This is a genomic window from Rahnella inusitata, from assembly GCF_965118895.1.
GTDB classification, from domain to species: domain Bacteria; phylum Pseudomonadota; class Gammaproteobacteria; order Enterobacterales; family Enterobacteriaceae; genus Rahnella; species Rahnella inusitata_A.
Map to the genome: position 1 here is coordinate 177,772 of NZ_CBCPJJ010000002.1, position 16,530 is coordinate 194,301.

The following is a 16,530-nucleotide window of genomic DNA, read 5'->3' on the forward strand; positions in this document are numbered from 1 at the left end:
TGTAGTGATTTGATTTTCATAGGTTTTATGATAAGCACATCAATTTTTACCCTTTTCTGACAGTTTAGGGCGCTCTGTGACGTCGTTAAGAAACTGAAACAGTTCATGTATTGATAAAAACCCCCTCATGTGATGTTATATTATAACTATTTGGAGGGGCTATGACCAAAACACTGTTTACGATTTCTTCGCCAGTACGCAGCATTGGTGTACTGGCCGCACTCGTTGTGCTCTGGGCCGCGATTTACTGGGCGATTTCACTACCATGATTTTTGTTAACAATGTTGAAGTCGGCTATGACCGTCGCGCGGTAGCGATGCCGCTGAGCGGACGATTTTTGTCTGGATCGTTAACGGCGGTGATTGGTGCCAACGGCGCGGGAAAATCAACGTTTCTGAAAACACTTGCGGGTCTGCAACAGGCCGTTACCGGTGATATCGCCTTCAGCGAAGGCAAGCGCCCGCGTCTGGCGTATTTACCGCAGCAGGCTGAACTGGATCGCAGTTTTCCTATCAGCGTGTTCGATATTGTGGCGATGGGATGCTGGCCGCAAAGTGGTTTATTTGGCGGCATTAATCGCCAGTCAGCGGCGAATGTGGCACAGGCACTGGAGACGGTAGGGATGACGCAAATGGCGAATTTCCCAGTGGGTTCGCTTTCCGGCGGGCAGCTGCAACGCACGTTATTCGCCCGTTTACTGGTCCAGCAGGCGCCGCTCATCATGCTTGATGAGCCATTTACCGGCATCGACAGTCAGACAACCGAATTACTTCTTAAGGTCATCGCGCAATGGCACCGGGAAGGCAAGACCGTCATTGCGGTGTTGCATGATATCTCAATGGTCGCACGGCACTTTCCACAGGTGCTTTACCTCAGTAGCCAACACAATCAGTGGGGAAGTGCACACGACGTGCTGAGCCACTTTCCTCACCCGGCGCATGCCTGTGTTTCGTCAGAACCCTTTTCAATGGCGGCGGGAGTAGCAAATTCATGATGCTTTTCCATTTGCTGGCCGACCCCTTTATTGAATTTGGCTTCATGCGCCGCGCGCTGATCGCCTGTATTGCGTTATCGATCAGCGCTACTCCTTTGGGTGTTTTTCTTCTGTTACGGCGAATGAGTCTGGTCGGTGATGCGCTGTCCCACGCTGTTTTACCTGGAGCTGCGATCGGCTATCTGATTTCAGGCATGTCTCTGGTGGCGATGGGAATTGGCGGTTTTATCGCCGGGCTGGCGGTTGCGATGTTGTCAGGGCTGGTGAGTCGCAAAACGCAGTTGAAAGAAGATGCCAGCTTTGCCGGTTTTTATCTCGGCTCGCTCGCGCTGGGCGTTACGCTGGTTTCGCTGCGCGGTTCGAGCGTCGATCTCCTGCATGTTTTGTTTGGCTCCATTCTCGCTATCGATTCTTCGGCGATGATCATGGTTGGGATCATCAGCAGTGTGTCGTTGCTGATGCTGGCCTGTATTTATCGTGCGCTGGTAATTGAGTCTTTTGACTCGCTCTTTCTGCGAGTAAGTGCCGGTAAATGGCTGGCGGCGATCCACGGTATTTTCCTGGCGCTGGTGGTGATTAATCTGGTTGCCGGTTTCCAGATCCTTGGCACGCTGATGTCTGTCGGGCTGATGATGTTGCCCGCAGCCAGCGCACGTTTCTGGGCCCGTGATTTACCCCACACCTTGCTGAGCGCGATGATTATCGGCGTTATCTCCAGCGTCGTCGGACTTATCTGGTCGTATTACGCCTCGCTGCCGGCAGGCCCGGCGATTGTGCTCAGCGCGACGGTCATTTTCTTTATTTCAGTTTTATTTGGAAAGCGTGGCGGGATGTTAACCGCCTCGCGATGTTAAGCAGTCACACAATGTAAAAGTCGTACCATAAGGGGACATGATGAAAGTACTACCTGTATCACTCGCAGTAGCTGCCCTGCTGTCGAGCCCGCTGGCAATGGCTAAAACCGTGAAGGCGGTGGCCAGCTTTTCGATTCTCGGTAATATCGTTCAGGAAGTGGGTGGCGAGCACGTCAGGGTGACGACGCTGGTCGGCCCGGATGGCGATCCGCACAGTTTCGAACCTTCACCAAAGGATAGCAAAGCGATTAACGCCTCTGATGTCGTCTTCGTCAGCGGTTTAGGGCTGGAAGGCTGGATCGATCGTCTGGTCACTGCGTCCGGTTATAAAGGGCATCTGGTGACCGCATCGGAAGGCGTAAACTCACGCAAAATGGAAGAAGACGGCAAGCAAATCACCGATCCCCATGCGTGGAACAGCATGGCAAACGGGGTGATTTACGCGACCAATGTAATGAATGCGTTGATCAAAGCAGATCCCGAAGATGCTGATTATTTCCGTCAGCGCGGCACGGCATACATTGAGCAACTGCAAAAACTGGATGCATGGGCTAAAACCGAGTTCACCGGCATTCCTCAGTCGAAACGCAAAGTGTTGACGAGTCATGATGCGTTTGGCTATTTCGGCCAGGAATATCATGTGAGTTTTATGGCGCCAGTCGGCTTCTCGACCGAAGCCGAGGCCAGCGCGAGTGGTGTGGCATCTCTGATTAAGCAGATTAAAGAACAGAAGGTAAAAACCTACTTCATTGAAAATCAAACCGATCCGCGTCTGGTGAAACAGATTGCCGCTGCCAGTGGCGCGCAACCGGGCGGAGAGTTGTATCCGGAAGCATTGTCTGGCCCGCAAGGCCCGGCAACGACTTACGTGAAAGCGTTTAAGCATAACGTTGAGACGATTGTCGCCAGCATGAAATAAGATTTTCCCTCCTCACGGCACTGCCGTGGGGAGATTTACATCATGTTTTTGCATAAGAAAAAGCCCCGTCGGGCAAGCGACGGGGCTTTTGTTTTTTTAAGCCAGTCAGGCCGTGAAGAAAAAGACTCAGCGTTTTTTCTTCTTACCCTGAACGGCTTTAAAGCGCGGATTACTTTTACAAATTACATAGATCCGGCCTTTACGGCGGACTACGCAGCAATCCGGATGGCGTTTTTTCGCCGAACGTAATGAACTCAGAACCTGCATAACACGTCTCCCTGATGTTGTTTATTTCTTACCGAGGAAGCTGCCGAAACGCTGGTTGAAGCGCGCGGTGCTGCCTTCTTTTGAGTACTCTTTTTGCTTGCCGGTGTAATACGGATGCGAGGCTGAAGACACTTCAATAGTGATATACGGGAAAGTCACGCCTTCCAGCTCAATGGTGCGGTCAGTGGATATTGTTGAACCGACCTTGAAGTACTCGTTAGCGCTGGTGTCGTGAAATACAACGGTGCGATAAGCAGGATGGATAATGGGTTTCATAATGCCTCTAAGTGTTATGTTATACTGTAACAATAATTATGCACCCATCTTACTTCATGTTCAAGGTTCAGACGAAAAAAAAGGCCGCATCAGCGGCCTTTCGTCAGGGTAGGGGATCCGGTTATAACGTCGGATGCTCTACTTTATGGGTGTGTTCAATATCCTCGTTCTTCTTACCGAAGCGGCGACGAACCACCACGAAGAAGACCGGAACAAAGAAGATCGCCAACAGCGTTGCGGTGATCATCCCGCCCATCACGCCGGTACCTACGGCGTTCTGAGAACCGGAACCTGCACCGGAGCTGATAACCAACGGCATAACACCGAGGATAAAGGCCAGTGAGGTCATCAGAATCGGACGCAGACGCATACGGACTGCTTCCAGCGTCGATTCGATCAGCCCTTTACCTTCTTTATCCATCAGATCTTTGGCAAATTCGACAATCAATATGGCGTTCTTCGCTGATAGCCCGATGGTGGTTAACAGGCCCACCTGGAAGTAAACGTCGTTACTCAGACCGCGCATCGTTGCCGCCAGAAGCGCACCGACAACCCCGAGTGGCACAACCAGCATAACGGAGAACGGTATCGACCAGCTCTCATACAAAGCGGCCAGACACAGGAAGACCACGATCAACGAGATAGCATACAGAGCCGGAGCCTGGTTGCCTGACAAACGTTCCTGATAAGACAGACCCGTCCAGTCATAGCCGATGCCACTTGGGAGTTTGGAAGCCAGAGACTCCATCATCGCCATTGCATCACCACTACTCTTGCCCGGTGCCGGCTGACCCAGGATTTCCATCGATGGCAGACCGTTGTAACGTTCCAGACGCGGTGAACCGTATTCCCATTTCGCGCTCGAGAACGCGGAGAACGGCACCATCTGACCCGCGCTGCCGCGGACGTACAGATTGTTGATGTCTGAAGGCAACATGCGGTACTTGTTTTCAGCTTGTACGTACACTTTCTTCACGCGACCACGGTCGATAAAGTCGTTGACGTAGCTACCACCAATCGATGCACCTAACGTAGTGTTGATATCGGAAATAGAAACGCCAAGTGCGGTTGCTTTTTCCTGATCAATTTCGATTTTGAACTGTGGCGTATCTTCCAGACCGTTTGGACGCACCTGAGTCAGCAAGTCCGGATGCTGAGCAATCATGCCCAGTAACTGGTTACGTGCCTGCGTCAGTTTGTCATGCCCAAGGTTAGCCTGGTCAATCAGCTGGAAGTCGAAGCCTGTGGCCGTACCCAATTCAACAATGGCGGGTAAGTTGAACGGGAACACTAGTGCATCTTTAATGGTGCTGAACGCGCCCATTGCGCGGCCTGCAATCGCAGGAACTTTGTTTTCAGCACCGCTACGCTCAGACCAGTCTTTCAGACTGACGAACGCGATACCGGTGTTCTGACCACGACCCGCAAAGCCAAAGCCGTTAACGGTAAACACAGAGTTTACGTTGGCCTTTTCTTTGGTCAGATAGTAGTTGCTGACTTCATCGAGCACTTTCTGCGTACGTTCCTGGGTAGCACCTGCTGGCAACTGCGCCATGGTCAGGAATACACCCTGGTCTTCTTCCGGCAGGAAGGAGGTTGGCAGGCGGATAAACAGGAATGCCATGCCAACAACGATCAGCAGATAAATCACCAGATAACGACCGGTGCTGCGCAGAATGTTGCCTACGCTGTCGGTGTAGTGGTGCGTGCTTTGCTCAAATTTCTTGTTAAACCAGCCAAAGAAACCTTTCTTCTCGTGATGCTCACCTTTGGCAATCGGTTTAAGCATGGTCGCACACAGGGCTGGCGTCAGGATCATCGCCACCAGAACTGACAGCACCATGGCTGAAACGATGGTGATGGAGAACTGACGATAGATAACGCCGGTCGAACCGCCGAAGAACGCCATCGGGATGAATACGGCAGACAGCACCATCGCGATGCCCACCAATGCACCCTGGATCTGCTCCATGGATTTCTTGGTGGCTTCTTTCGGTGGCAGGCCGTCTTCGACCATCACGCGCTCTACGTTCTCGACGACGACAATGGCGTCATCGACGAGCAAGCCTATCGCGAGCACCATCCCGAACATCGTCAGGGTGTTTATCGAATAGCCAAACGCAGAAAGGACGGCAAAGGTACCGAGCAATACCACCGGCACGGCAATCGTCGGGATAAGCGTTGCGCGGAAGTTTTGCAGGAACAAGAACATTACCAGGAATACCAGGACGATGGCCTCGAACAGCGTTTTACCTACTTCTTTAATCGAGATTTTAACGAACGGCGTGGTGTCATACGGATAAACCACTTCTAAGCCGGCCGGGAAGAACGGCTGAAGTTTGGCGAGCGTTGACTTGACCGATGCTGCGGTATCAAGGGCGTTCGCGCCGGTTGCCAGTTTGATACCCAAACCTGATGCCGGTTGTCCGTTGAAGCGAGCGATAACGTCGTAGTTTTCACCACCCAGTTCAATTTTTGCCACGTCTTTCAGGCGAACCTGAGAGCCGTCCTGATTGACTTTCAGAATGATTTTACCGAACTCATCAGCGGACTTCAGACGGGTCTGCGCCACAATAGAGGAGTTCAGCTGCTGACCAGGGACCGGAGGCGTACCACCGAGCTGACCTGCTGCAATCTGGTTGTTCTGGATTTTAATCGCATTGATGACATCAACCGGCGTCAGCTGGAAGTTATTCAGTTTGTTCGGATCCATCCAGATACGCATCGCGTACTGAGCACCGAACAGCTGAACGTCACCCACACCTGAAGTACGGCTGACCGGGTCTTTGATGTTAGAACCCACGTAGTCGGCGATATCATCCTGTGTCATGGTGCCGTTATTGGAAATAAAGCCTGCGACCATAAGGAAGCTGCTGCTCGATTTCTCAACGGAGATACCCTGCTGCTGAACTTCCTGCGGCAGCAACGGTGTTGCCAGCTGCAGTTTGTTCTGCACCTGAACCTGTGCGATATCCGCATCGGTACCGGAAGCAAACGTGATAGTGATCTGGACAGTACCTGAAGAATCACTGGTCGACGACATGTACATCATGTTGTCGATACCGTTCATGTTCTGTTCGATAACCTGGGTCACCGTATCCTGCACCGTCTGCGCATCGGCGCCCGGATAAGTTGCGGTCAGCTGGATAGCCGGTGGCGCAACCGTTGGATACTGTGCGATAGGCAATTTAAGAATTGCCAATGCCCCTGCCAACATGATGATGATGGCGATCACCCATGCAAAGATGGGACGATCTATAAAAAACTTAGCCATGAATTACCGGCTCCTATTAAGACTTCGTCGCTGTATCGGATGCAGCTGCTTTTTGATCAACTTCCTGTGCAGTAACCTGTACGCCGGGCTTAATTTTTTGCAGACCTGTCACGATGACTTTATCGCCACTTTTCAGGCCATCGGTCACGACCCACTTGTCGCCGATGGCTTGCGTTGTGGTGACGGTACGAAGCTCAACTTTATTATCAGCGCCAACTACCATCGCCGTGGCATCACCGCGTGGGTTACGGGTGATACCTTGCTGAGGAACCAGCAGAGCGTCGTTGTTTACGCCTTCATCCAGACGTGCACGCACAAACATTCCTGGCAGCAGTGAGTCATTTGGATTCGGGAAGATGGCACGTAACGTAATAGAGCCGGTGGTTTCATCGACAGTCACATCAGAGAATTCTAATGTACCCGCCTGTGAATATTCCTTACCGTTGTCCATCAGCAGTTTGACTTGTGCTTTGCCGTTGGCTTGTTTCAGTGAACCGTCAGCCAGTTCCTGCTTCAGACGCAGGAAGTCGTTACTCGACTGAGTCACGTCAACGTAGATAGGATCGAGTTGTTGCACGGTGGCCAATGCAGTGGCCTGACCGTTCGACACCAGCGCACCTTCAGTCACAGACGAAATACCAATACGTCCGCTGATAGGGGAGGTGACTTTAGTGTATGCGAGATTGATACGCGCAGTTTCAACAGCCGCTTTAGAGCTGACGACCGCAGCATCAGCCTGCGCAGCGGTAGCGACAGCGGTGTCGTAATCCTGCTTACTGATGTAGTTAGTGCCGAGAAGAGGTTTGTAGCGATTCACGGTCACGCGGGAAATCTGTGCGTTGGCCTGAGCTTTTACCAGATCGCCTTTAGCGCTGTCATACGCGGCCTGATAAGTGGCTGGATCAATTTGATATAAAGAGGTCCCGGCTTTGATTTCGCTGCCTTCAACGAAGTTGCGTTTCAGAATGATGCCGCCAACCTGCGGACGTACTTCAGCGATGCGGAAAGCAGCAGTACGACCAGGAAGTTCGGTAGTCACATTTAGCGGTTCAGTTTTCAGGGTAACGACGCCAACCTGCGGAGCATGTGGCGCACCTTGTTGAGCTTCTTTATCGTTACATCCTGTAAGTGCTAAGCTTCCGGATAGCATCAGAACTACCGCCAGAGGCGTTAACCCTCTGTTTTTGTTCATAAATAAACCTCAAGTGTCCGATTTCAAATTGTCCAATGGATCACAACATTCCAAATCCATTGCTGCGCTTATAGTATGTGCGTGCTATGTTACATACATTCAAGAATGTATGTAAATCAAACTCCCCTGAAAGATAAACCTATGGCACGAAAAACCAAATCGCAGGCGCTGGAAACCAGACAACAGATACTGGATGCTGCTGTGCGAGAGTTTTCGGCCCGTGGGGTATCGTCGACATCACTGACTGATATTGCAAATGCAGCCGGTGTGACGCGGGGCGCAATTTATTGGCATTTCAAAAACAAAGTAGAACTTTTTAATGCGATCTGGGAAGCCTACGAATCCCGGGTAAAAGTGCTCGAAGTAGAGTATCAGACAAAGTTTCCTAATAATCCACTGCGTATTTTACGTGAAATCTTAATTTACATTCTTGTTTCTACGGTCACCGATACACAACGTAAAGCACTGATGGAGATTATATTCCATAAATGTGAATTTGTTGGGGAGATGACATCCGTCCACGAAGCCCGAAAATCGCTATATATGGAAGGATACGGCAAAATCGAGCGTATTCTGCTGCGTTGTATAGAAGAAAAACAATTGCCCGCCACACTCGATACCCGTCAGGCTGCTATTATTCTGCGCGCCTACCTGACCGGCCTGATGGAAAACTGGTTATTCATCCCCGAAAGCTTTGATTTAGAAGCCAATGCCGGGAAATTTGTTGACACTTACATCGATATGCTCCGCCATTCATCCTTCCTTTCCGCCGCTCTAAAGTCTCAATAATATTCCCAGACAAAAACAATAAGCCTGCAATGTTTATGGAGCGTTGTGCGGATAAAATAAACAATTGCATGTTGTATTCAGAAACGCTTTTCCTCTTTCTTTAAGCCGGAAGGCTGCTATTGTCGTCACCATACTATTCATTCGGTAAATGAGTTGAAGCTCACGTATGTTTAACCGGTTTCTGGCCGTACCTTCTGACAGCATGTTAACCCTGACAAAAAATGGGATATTACGAATTTATACACTCGTGATATGTCTCGCACTTTTACTTGTCTCTCTTCCTTCTTATGCGGGCAGTAATGATGTCCCGACCCGCAATGAAGTGCAAAACCAGCTCGATACCTTTAACCGGCAAAAAAATCTCACGCCGGTCGATAAACTGTCGCAACAGGATTTAATCCACACGCTGGAGTACCTTGATGCGCTCGATCGGGTCAGGCAGGACGCCACGCAACTGCATCAGCAGGTCACCGAGGCACCCCAAAAACTGCGCGCGGCAATAGACGGGCTTGAACAGCTGAAAAACAGCACTAAAGACGACGTCAACAAAGCCCAGCTTTCCGCGCTTTCTCTGCGTCAGCTCGAAAATCGCCTCAACGATACCCTCGACGACCTTCAGTCCTCACAGGAAGACCTCTCGACGTTCAATACGCAGTTGATTTCGCTACAAACCCAGCCGGAGCGTGTCCAGAACGCGATGTATACCTATTCACTGGGTATCCAGAAAATCCGCAATGAGCTCAACGGAATGTCGCCAGGGCAGCAGGATTTACGCACTACTCAGCAAACCATGCTGGTGACCCAGCAAGCGTTACTGAATGCGCAAATCGATTTACAACGCAAAAGTCTGGAAGCCAACACCACGTTGCAGGATTTACTGCAAAAACAGCGTGATTACACCAACGCTCACATCAATCAGCTGGAGCACACGGCCCAGCTGTTGCAGGAAGTGGTCAACGGCAAACGCTTGATCCTCTCTGAGCGCACGGCAAAGGAGGCGCAGACCCCAGACGATACGTCCAGTATCCAGAATGATCCGCTGGTGGCGCAGGAACTGGGGATCAACCGCAAGCTGAGTGAACGCCTGATTGCCGCGACGGAAGAGGGCAATCAGCTGGTGCAGAAAAATATCACGGTGAAAAACTGGTTAGATCGCTCTGCGCAGTCAGAGCATGACCTGAAAGAACAAATCACCGTGCTCAAGGGCAGTCTGTTGCTTTCCCGTATTTTGTATCAGCAGCAGCAAAATACCATTCCGCCTTCCGGCCTTATCACCGATATGAGCACGCGAATTGCAGATTTACGTCTTGAGCAGTTCACCATCAACCAGCAGAGAGATGCGTTGTTTCAGGGTGACAGCTACATTCAGGGCGTAGTGACTAACAGCAAAGAAACCATTAATGACGACATCAGCGACGCGCTGGATCAAATTGTGGATATGCGCCGTGAGCTGCTCGATCAGCTGAATAAACAGCTCGGCAATCAGCTGTCTCTGGCGATCAACTTGCAGATCAACCAGCAACAGTTGCAAAGCATCAACCAGTCCCTGACCGAAACGCTGACCCAGCAGATTTTTTGGGTGAGTAGCAACAAACCAATGAACTGGGATTTCATTAAATCCCTGCCCGATGACGTTAAAAGCCAGCTGAGCAGCCTGAGCATTAATCTTCCGCGCGGCGAACTGATGCTCGGGGCGATTCATTCCCTGCCGGTGACCGTCCCGCTGCTGGTGGTCATTCTTCTCTTACTGTGGCGTAAAAAATACATTAACCAGCGGATAGAAAGCCTGAGCAATGACGTCGGGCAGCTCAAGCGTGACAGCCAGCTGCACACGCCGCAGGCTTTGCTCTTGATGGTGCTCAACGTTCTGCCGGGAGTCCTGCTGATGCTGGGCGTTGGCTACTGGTTCTCGCAGTGTGATATCGAACTGAGCGACTTTTTATGGACGCTTTCTCAGCGGCTGGCGGTATTCCAGCTGGTAATGGGGTTCTGTTACCGCATCCTCAAACCGGGCGGCATCAACGAACGCCATTTCAATACGCCGGCGACCACCTGTGCACATTATCGCCGCTCGGTGATCCGCCTGAGTCTGGTGATGCTGCCGCTGATCTTCTGGTCGGTACGCGGTGAGAAAGCGCCGCTCGGGCTGGTGGATGACATTATTGGGCAGGTGGTGATTTTACTGACGCTCACCGCGCTGACCGTGCTGGTCTTCCCGATTGCGCGCGATGGCTGGCGCGAAAAAGATTCGCACAATATTCGTCTGGTGGTAGTGACCGCCATTGCGCTGGCTCCCGTATTTTTGATTGGCCTGATGGTTACCGGTTACTTCTACACCACGCTGCGGCTGGCTGGTCGCTGGATTTACAGCCTGTATCTGCTTATTTTCTGGAACATCACCTATCTCACCGCGCTGCGCGGTCTGAGCGTGGCTGCGCGACGGCTGGCTTACCGGCGTGCGCTGGCGCGACGTCAGACGGCAGCGACCAAAGACGGAGTGGAAGGCAGTGAACCGGTCGAGGAACCGCCACTGGGGTTGGATCAGATCAACCAGCAGTCGCTGCGCCTGACGACTATGGTGCTGTTCTTTATTTTCGCGACAGTTTTCTACTGGATTTGGTCGGATTTGCTGACGGTGATTTCCTATCTCGACAGTATTTCGCTGTGGCATTACTCCGGCACGGTGGCGGGCACGGTGACGCAGCAAACCGTCACGCTGGGAAATTTACTGCTCGGATTCCTGGCGGTGATTGTGGCCTATGTCCTCACGCGCAACTTACCGGGGTTGCTGGAAGTGGTGGTTCTCTCGCGGCTGCAACTGCGGCAGGGGACATCGTATGCGATCACCACGATCCTGACCTATTCGATCACGGTGATCGGTGCCGTGACGGCCCTCGGATCGCTGGGCGTGTCGTGGGATAAATTGCAATGGCTGGTGGCCGCGCTGTCGGTCGGACTCGGGTTCGGCTTGCAGGAGATCTTCGCCAACTTCGTGTCGGGTCTGATTATTCTGTTTGAGCGCCCGGTGCGCATCGGCGATACCGTCACCATTGGCTCATTCTCAGGCACTGTCAGTCGCATCCGCATTCGTGCAACGACCATCACCGATTTCGACCGCAAAGAAGTGATCATTCCTAATAAAGCTTTCGTGACTGAGCGGCTGATCAACTGGTCGCTGACAGATACCGTGACCCGCGTGCTGATCAAAATTGGCGTGGCGTATGGTTCGGATCTCGACAAAGTGAAAGAGATTTTATTGCAGGCGGCGCATGATAATCCGCGGGTGATGAACGATCCGTCGCCGCTGGTCTTCTTCCTCAATTTTGGCGCAAGCACGCTCGATCATGAATTGCGTGTGTATGTCCGCGAGCTGGGAGACCGCAGTTACACCGTCGATGAACTCAACCGCAGTATCGATAAACTCTGCCGAGAAAACGACATTAATATCGCCTTTAATCAGCTGGAAGTATATCTGCATAATCAGGACGGAAGTGAAGTTCAGGAAGTGAAGCGGGTGCTGAGACAGCCAGGAGATGAACCGGATGCGGTGACGCAAGGCTGAGGGTGATTTTCATATCAGGGGAAAACGATGAAATCCCCTGATATTTCCTCCGGCAGCCATTAATGCAGGCTGACGAGCTTACAGATAACTGATGGAAAGCGAACTTTTATTGTTTTTCAGCTTTTCCTGATAATCGCGCTGCACAATTTCCAGTGCGGCAAGGGCGGTTTCAGGCGCAATCTCGTTGCACTCGAGCAGGTAAATCAAATCAACAGCAAGCTGAAGTTCGGGAGGCGCATTTTCTACTGACATATTGGCCAACATTATAATTAGCAGGTTTTGGACTTATCATTATAGATAAGAAAAGGTCAACGAAGCACGCTGGATTCAAAAAATGTGATAAAGATTCAAAAACCTTTTTCCTGCCGTTCAATCTGCCTTTCAAATTTCGCCAGCGCCTGACGGCAACGCATAAGTCGTCCTTCTAACGCGGCCAGTTCCTTCTGTACACGTTGCTGATCGCTGAACGTCGCCAGTTGCCCGAGTGTGGTTTCCCGGTCTTCAATCATGGCGATCAGCCGACGCTCAAACTGCTGCGTTTCCGCCAGTCGGGTGTAATTATCATGGCTCTTACGCTCCGGTGTCTGATGTGTTTTGCGCAGCGTTTGCGTGGCGAGTTCACGCTGCATGGCGGTGATTTGCGCCACCAGCCGTTCAGCGATAAATGCCACCTGCGCGGAACGCTTTTCCACCACTTCCTGATTGAGCTGGCGCAGATTATTTTTTATCTCTGCCAGATAATCCCGCAGACGTGTGCCTTTAGTGGAGAATAAGGCGATATCAAACCGCGCCTGCGTGGCGGAGACGTGGCCAATCGGTTCGATTTCCCGCGACAGTGTTTCAATCTGCTGATCAAGGACATGTAAAATTCGTTCTGTGCTCACGGGAAATCTCCATTGATGACGCGTCCGGCAAATATGACAGTGTTGCTGCGTCAGTTTACACTGGCCAGAAGAATACTTGCCGTGGTTTATCCGAATTAAAAGGAATTGAATGAAACGCGTACTACTGATCATTCTTGGCTGGATCTGCGTGGTATTAGCAACGCTGGGTGTTGTGCTGCCGCTTTTGCCCACAACGCCATTTCTGTTGCTGGCCGCCTGGAGCTTTGCCCGCTCGTCACCGCGTTTTCACCACTGGCTGCTGCACCGTTCGTGGTTTGGCAGTTATCTGCGCCACTGGCAACAGTATCGCGCATTACCAAAAGGCGCTAAATCGAAAGCGGTGGTGCTGATTGTGGTGACGTTCGCCGTTTCGATCTATTTCGTTCCGTTATTATGGGTGCGTATTTTATTGCTCTGCATGATGTTTATGTTGCTGATCATGATGTGGCGATTACCAGTGGTTGACCTTGAGCAATAAAAAAGGCGATCATGTCCGGCTGCGGGTTGCTTTTTAAGGCGGCTTTGCATAGATTTGGGCATCTCGTACGTCGGTGCGCTCCCAATTTCCTTCCTTAGACGACATGCTTTATATCAGGCATGACGGGGGACATTTGACCGCCCGCGTTTAAGTATGAACAGCAGCTATATCAGGCAATGACATTATGACCGCTACCGCACAGCAGCTTCAGTTAATTAAAGACAGTATCAAAACCATCCCTGACTATCCTAAGCCAGGCATACTGTTTCGCGACGTCACCAGTTTGCTGGAAGACCCGAAAGCTTACGCTGAAAGCATTAAATTACTGGCCGATCGTTATCGCGATGCCGGTGTGACCAAAGTGGTTGGCACCGAAGCACGCGGTTTCCTGTTCGGCGCCCCGGTGGCATTGGTTCTGGGCGTGGGTTTTGTTCCCGTGCGCAAACCGGGCAAATTACCGCGTGAAACCATCAGCGAAACCTATGATCTGGAATACGGCACTGACAGCCTGGAAATCCACGTTGATGCGATTGCGCCGGGCGAAAAAATTCTGGTGATCGACGATCTGCTGGCAACGGGTGGCACTATTGAAGCCACTGCGAAACTGATCCGCCGTCTGGGTGGAGAAGTGACCGATGCCGCGTTCATCATCAATCTGCCGGAATTGGGCGGAGAAAAACGCCTGAATTCCCTGAACATCAACTGCTACAGTCTGGTTTCATTCGACGGGCATTGATGAATGATAAAGGGCCTCGTTTTTAGCGCGAGGCCATTTATTCACTGCTATTTTTCCAACTCTCCCGTCCAAACCACCATCACTTTATCATTCCCTTTTTCGCGGCTGAATGCGTAATAGTCTGGTGTGTGTTGCGATGTCTGAACGCCCGCGCCGAGAGCGACATGTTGTTGCCTGAATTTTCCCAGTTTTTGCCAGTGCGTTAGCAGGGTCTGCTTCGCGCCGCTCAGCTCATTCCAGTTCATGTCAGAACGCGTTCCCTGCAAAGGATCCGATCCCGTCGGACCAAATGCGCGCCCGCTTTCATCGCCGTAGTAAATCTGCACCGCACCCGGCGCCAGCAGCAACAAATCTGCTGCCCGCTGCTGTAAAGGCAGCGCGCCTTTCGCGTCAGCGTTGAAAAACAGCCGGGTATCATGTGAAGAGAGATAGCTCAGCACGTTGAAGTCCTGCATTTTTTCTGCCATTTGCTGATAAGTCGCATCGATGCTGGCGAAGCAACTCAGCGCGGCCGCGGCCTGATCCTGAAAATCAAAGTTGATCATCGCATCGAAACCATTGTCGTAATAATCACTTTTCATCACACCATGACCCCAGGCTTCACCGGTCATCCAGAACGGTGCATCGTCAAGTGCCAGTTCAGGATTAGCCGCTTTCCACTCTTTCAGCGCCTCGACAGAACGTGCTTTCAGCAGTGCCAGCGTCGGTTTTTCGACATGTTTAGCGGTATCGACGCGGAACCCGTCAATGCCGTAATCACGGACCCACTGGCTGAGCCACGTCACCAGATAATCGCGCGGCGTTGCGCCGGGGATTTCTTTCGCGGCGGTGTCAGACTTATGTCGGTAAAAAACCGGTAAGCCGCTGGCTTCTTTTGATTCGGTTTTGATATCAGGCAGAAACGCCAGCGACATGGTGAGATCGTCATATCCCGGCGAATCATAATCGCCGATATCGGTGCGGATCCATTTTTTGCCCCACCACGAGTTCCAGCCCTCTTTGTCGCCGAAATTAATATAATCATTAAAACTGTGCCAGTTCTGGCCGGGACCTGGTGTCCAGTCGGTCCAGTTTTTACCCAGCGTTTTTCCGATTTCATCACCTTTCAGATACAGCGATCCGAACTGGTAAGTCTGCATATCGGCCAGCGTGGCGTAGCCGGTGTGATTAATGACCACGTCAAACAGAATGCGGATCCCCCGTTTGTGCGCTTCGCTCACCAGCTGATGCAACTCTTTGGCAGTGCCCATATTGGCATCGAGTTTTGTCCAGTCGAGCGTGTAATAGCCGTGATAAGCATAATGTGGAAAATCGCCTTTGGTGCCTCCGCCGACCCAACCGTGGATCTGCTCCAGCGGTGAGCTTAACCACAGGGCGTTGACCCCCAGTCGTTGCAGATAATCCAGTTTATTTGTCAGGCCAGCCAGATCGCCGCCGTGGAATGTGCCGATTTCCTGTAATCCGTCGCTGTGGCGCCCATAGCTGTGATCGTTGGCCGGATTGCCGTTCTCGAAACGGTCGGTCAGTACGAAATACACCGTGGCGTTTTGCCAGCTAAAGGCAGCCGGTTTTTTATCCGCAGCCGGTTCCAGTAATAGCAAACCGCCGCTGGCCGGAGCCGGCATCATTTGTATGCGCCCCTTGTTAACCGTCGCAGTCTGGCCGGAATAAAAATCACGTACTGTTTCACCTTCGTAAAACGTCGAAGAGACGTCCACAGAAAGCGGTTTTCCGTTCCAGCGCGGGCAGGTTTGCGTCACTTCAGCAACCGTTTCCGGCGGGGTATTAAGACTCAGCTGAAGGGTCGGCGTGCCGCTGCGGGTGTCGATCCGTACCTGATAATCCCCTGCGCGAAATTGTCGCCAGTTCACCGCCGCTTTGCTCGCGCACGGTTGCAGCGAGAGCATGACGTTAAGTTTCACGTCATCTGCAGGCTGCCAGCATTGATTATCCTGAAGAAGTTCAAGCGTGCGCTGGCCTTTTGGTAAGGTGGCGTGCGTGATGAGAATTCCTGAGGACGTCTCAGAAAAGTCGGGGAAGCCTTGCAGCGACCAGTTCGCCTGTGAGGCAGGGGAAATCAACAATAACAGAGGCAGTGTCAGACGTTTCATGGCTCTCCTTACGCGTGGCAGGAAGCATTCTTTGGCAGAGGTGAAAACAGTGTAATCCTTATGCCAGGTCCGCCCTCATCCCTGTGGGGAAAATCTCAGGAGGAGGAGGAAGGGGGAGAACCTGCGGCGCAGCACGCAAAAAGTAAAGTAATAGGAATGATAGTGACCCTGCTGGTACACTAAGAAGTGGCAGT

At 51.7% G+C, this 16,530-nt stretch carries 14 protein-coding genes; 7 read left to right on the plus strand and 7 right to left on the minus strand.

Features of this window, described 5'->3' with window-relative positions:
- Positions 1–265 precede the first annotated feature (265 nt).
- The 3 genes from ACMHLI_RS02375 to ACMHLI_RS02385 are packed head-to-tail and all read left to right on the plus strand — an operon-like array spanning position 266 to position 2,767.
- Positions 266–994, plus strand: a complete 729-nt coding sequence (locus ACMHLI_RS02375; RefSeq protein ID WP_413528087.1) for a metal ABC transporter ATP-binding protein — start codon at positions 266–268, stop codon at positions 992–994.
- Complete coding sequence (locus ACMHLI_RS02380) at positions 991–1,848, plus strand: metal ABC transporter permease (RefSeq protein WP_413528088.1); 858 nt, start codon at positions 991–993, stop codon at positions 1,846–1,848. Before ACMHLI_RS02375 ends, ACMHLI_RS02380 begins: the two co-directional genes overlap by 4 nt.
- A gap of 40 nt (positions 1,849–1,888) precedes the next feature.
- Entirely contained in the window at positions 1,889–2,767 is an 879-nt protein-coding gene (locus ACMHLI_RS02385) for a metal ABC transporter substrate-binding protein (protein WP_413528089.1), read from the plus strand.
- Positions 2,768–2,893: 126 nt separating this feature from the next.
- Here the strand turns inward: ACMHLI_RS02385 and ykgO are convergent, their stop codons facing one another.
- The 4 genes from ykgO to ACMHLI_RS02405 form a co-directional block, all read right to left on the minus strand.
- Positions 2,894–3,034, minus strand: a complete 141-nt coding sequence (gene ykgO / locus ACMHLI_RS02390; RefSeq protein ID WP_413528090.1) for a type B 50S ribosomal protein L36 — start codon at positions 3,032–3,034, stop codon at positions 2,894–2,896.
- A gap of 21 nt (positions 3,035–3,055) precedes the next feature.
- Positions 3,056–3,310, minus strand: a complete 255-nt coding sequence (locus ACMHLI_RS02395; RefSeq protein ID WP_413528091.1) for a type B 50S ribosomal protein L31 — start codon at positions 3,308–3,310, stop codon at positions 3,056–3,058.
- 121 nt (positions 3,311–3,431) lie between these two features.
- Positions 3,432–6,584 carry a multidrug efflux RND transporter permease subunit AcrB gene (acrB, locus tag ACMHLI_RS02400; RefSeq protein ID WP_413528092.1) on the minus strand — a complete coding sequence of 1,051 codons (3,153 nt, stop codon included), beginning with the start codon at positions 6,582–6,584 and terminating at the stop codon, positions 3,432–3,434.
- 16 nt (positions 6,585–6,600) lie between these two features.
- Positions 6,601–7,776 carry an efflux RND transporter periplasmic adaptor subunit gene (locus ACMHLI_RS02405; protein ID WP_413528093.1) on the minus strand — a complete coding sequence of 392 codons (1,176 nt, stop codon included), beginning with the start codon at positions 7,774–7,776 and terminating at the stop codon, positions 6,601–6,603.
- A gap of 141 nt (positions 7,777–7,917) precedes the next feature.
- Between ACMHLI_RS02405 and acrR the strand changes: the two genes are divergently transcribed.
- The gene (gene acrR / locus ACMHLI_RS02410) at positions 7,918–8,565 is read left to right on the plus strand and encodes a multidrug efflux transporter transcriptional repressor AcrR (protein ID WP_413528094.1); all 648 of its coding nucleotides are present in this window, start codon (positions 7,918–7,920) and stop codon (positions 8,563–8,565) included.
- Positions 8,566–8,731: 166 nt separating this feature from the next.
- Positions 8,732–12,127, plus strand: coding sequence for a mechanosensitive channel MscK (gene mscK / locus ACMHLI_RS02415; RefSeq protein ID WP_413528095.1), 3,396 nt, complete (start codon positions 8,732–8,734; stop codon positions 12,125–12,127).
- Positions 12,128–12,205: 78 nt separating this feature from the next.
- On the opposite strand, the gene rsmS is transcribed toward mscK, so the two are convergent.
- Both rsmS and priC read right to left on the minus strand, forming a co-directional pair.
- Positions 12,206–12,379 carry a pleiotropic regulatory protein RsmS gene (gene rsmS, locus ACMHLI_RS02420; RefSeq protein ID WP_413528096.1) on the minus strand — a complete coding sequence of 58 codons (174 nt, stop codon included), beginning with the start codon at positions 12,377–12,379 and terminating at the stop codon, positions 12,206–12,208.
- A 95-nt stretch (positions 12,380–12,474) separates the two neighbouring features.
- Positions 12,475–13,011: a primosomal replication protein PriC gene (gene priC / locus ACMHLI_RS02425; RefSeq protein ID WP_413528097.1), complete on the minus strand. Its 537-nt coding sequence runs from the start codon at positions 13,009–13,011 to the stop codon at positions 12,475–12,477.
- 109 nt (positions 13,012–13,120) lie between these two features.
- On the opposite strand from priC, the gene ACMHLI_RS02430 reads away from it, so the two are divergent.
- Together ACMHLI_RS02430 and apt are read left to right on the plus strand one after the other, a co-directional pair.
- Positions 13,121–13,489, plus strand: a complete 369-nt coding sequence (locus ACMHLI_RS02430) for a DUF454 family protein (RefSeq protein ID WP_413528098.1) — start codon at positions 13,121–13,123, stop codon at positions 13,487–13,489.
- A gap of 184 nt (positions 13,490–13,673) precedes the next feature.
- Entirely contained in the window at positions 13,674–14,225 is a 552-nt protein-coding gene (apt, locus tag ACMHLI_RS02435; protein WP_413528099.1) for an adenine phosphoribosyltransferase, read from the plus strand.
- Between the two features lie 47 nt (positions 14,226–14,272).
- On the opposite strand, the gene ACMHLI_RS02440 is transcribed toward apt, so the two are convergent.
- On the minus strand, positions 14,273–16,336 hold the full coding sequence (locus tag ACMHLI_RS02440; protein WP_413528100.1) for an alpha-amylase: 2,064 nt from the start codon (positions 16,334–16,336) through the stop codon (positions 14,273–14,275).
- Positions 16,337–16,530 lie beyond the last annotated feature (194 nt).

Coding starts and splice junctions, on each gene's coding strand:
- ACMHLI_RS02375 (WP_413528087.1), top strand. CDS start 266: ATGATTTTTGTTAACAATGTTGAAGTCGGCTATGACCGTCGCGCGGTA.
- ACMHLI_RS02380 (WP_413528088.1), top strand. CDS start 991: ATGATGCTTTTCCATTTGCTGGCCGACCCCTTTATTGAATTTGGCTTC.
- ACMHLI_RS02385 (WP_413528089.1), top strand. CDS start 1,889: ATGAAAGTACTACCTGTATCACTCGCAGTAGCTGCCCTGCTGTCGAGC.
- ykgO (WP_413528090.1), bottom strand. CDS start 3,034: ATGCAGGTTCTGAGTTCATTACGTTCGGCGAAAAAACGCCATCCGGAT.
- ACMHLI_RS02395 (WP_413528091.1), bottom strand. CDS start 3,310: ATGAAACCCATTATCCATCCTGCTTATCGCACCGTTGTATTTCACGAC.
- acrB (WP_413528092.1), bottom strand. CDS start 6,584: ATGGCTAAGTTTTTTATAGATCGTCCCATCTTTGCATGGGTGATCGCC.
- ACMHLI_RS02405 (WP_413528093.1), bottom strand. CDS start 7,776: ATGAACAAAAACAGAGGGTTAACGCCTCTGGCGGTAGTTCTGATGCTA.
- acrR (WP_413528094.1), top strand. CDS start 7,918: ATGGCACGAAAAACCAAATCGCAGGCGCTGGAAACCAGACAACAGATA.
- mscK (WP_413528095.1), top strand. CDS start 8,732: ATGTTTAACCGGTTTCTGGCCGTACCTTCTGACAGCATGTTAACCCTG.
- rsmS (WP_413528096.1), bottom strand. CDS start 12,379: ATGTCAGTAGAAAATGCGCCTCCCGAACTTCAGCTTGCTGTTGATTTG.
- ACMHLI_RS02430 (WP_413528098.1), top strand. CDS start 13,121: ATGAAACGCGTACTACTGATCATTCTTGGCTGGATCTGCGTGGTATTA.
- apt (WP_413528099.1), top strand. CDS start 13,674: ATGACCGCTACCGCACAGCAGCTTCAGTTAATTAAAGACAGTATCAAA.
- ACMHLI_RS02440 (WP_413528100.1), bottom strand. CDS start 16,336: ATGAAACGTCTGACACTGCCTCTGTTATTGTTGATTTCCCCTGCCTCA.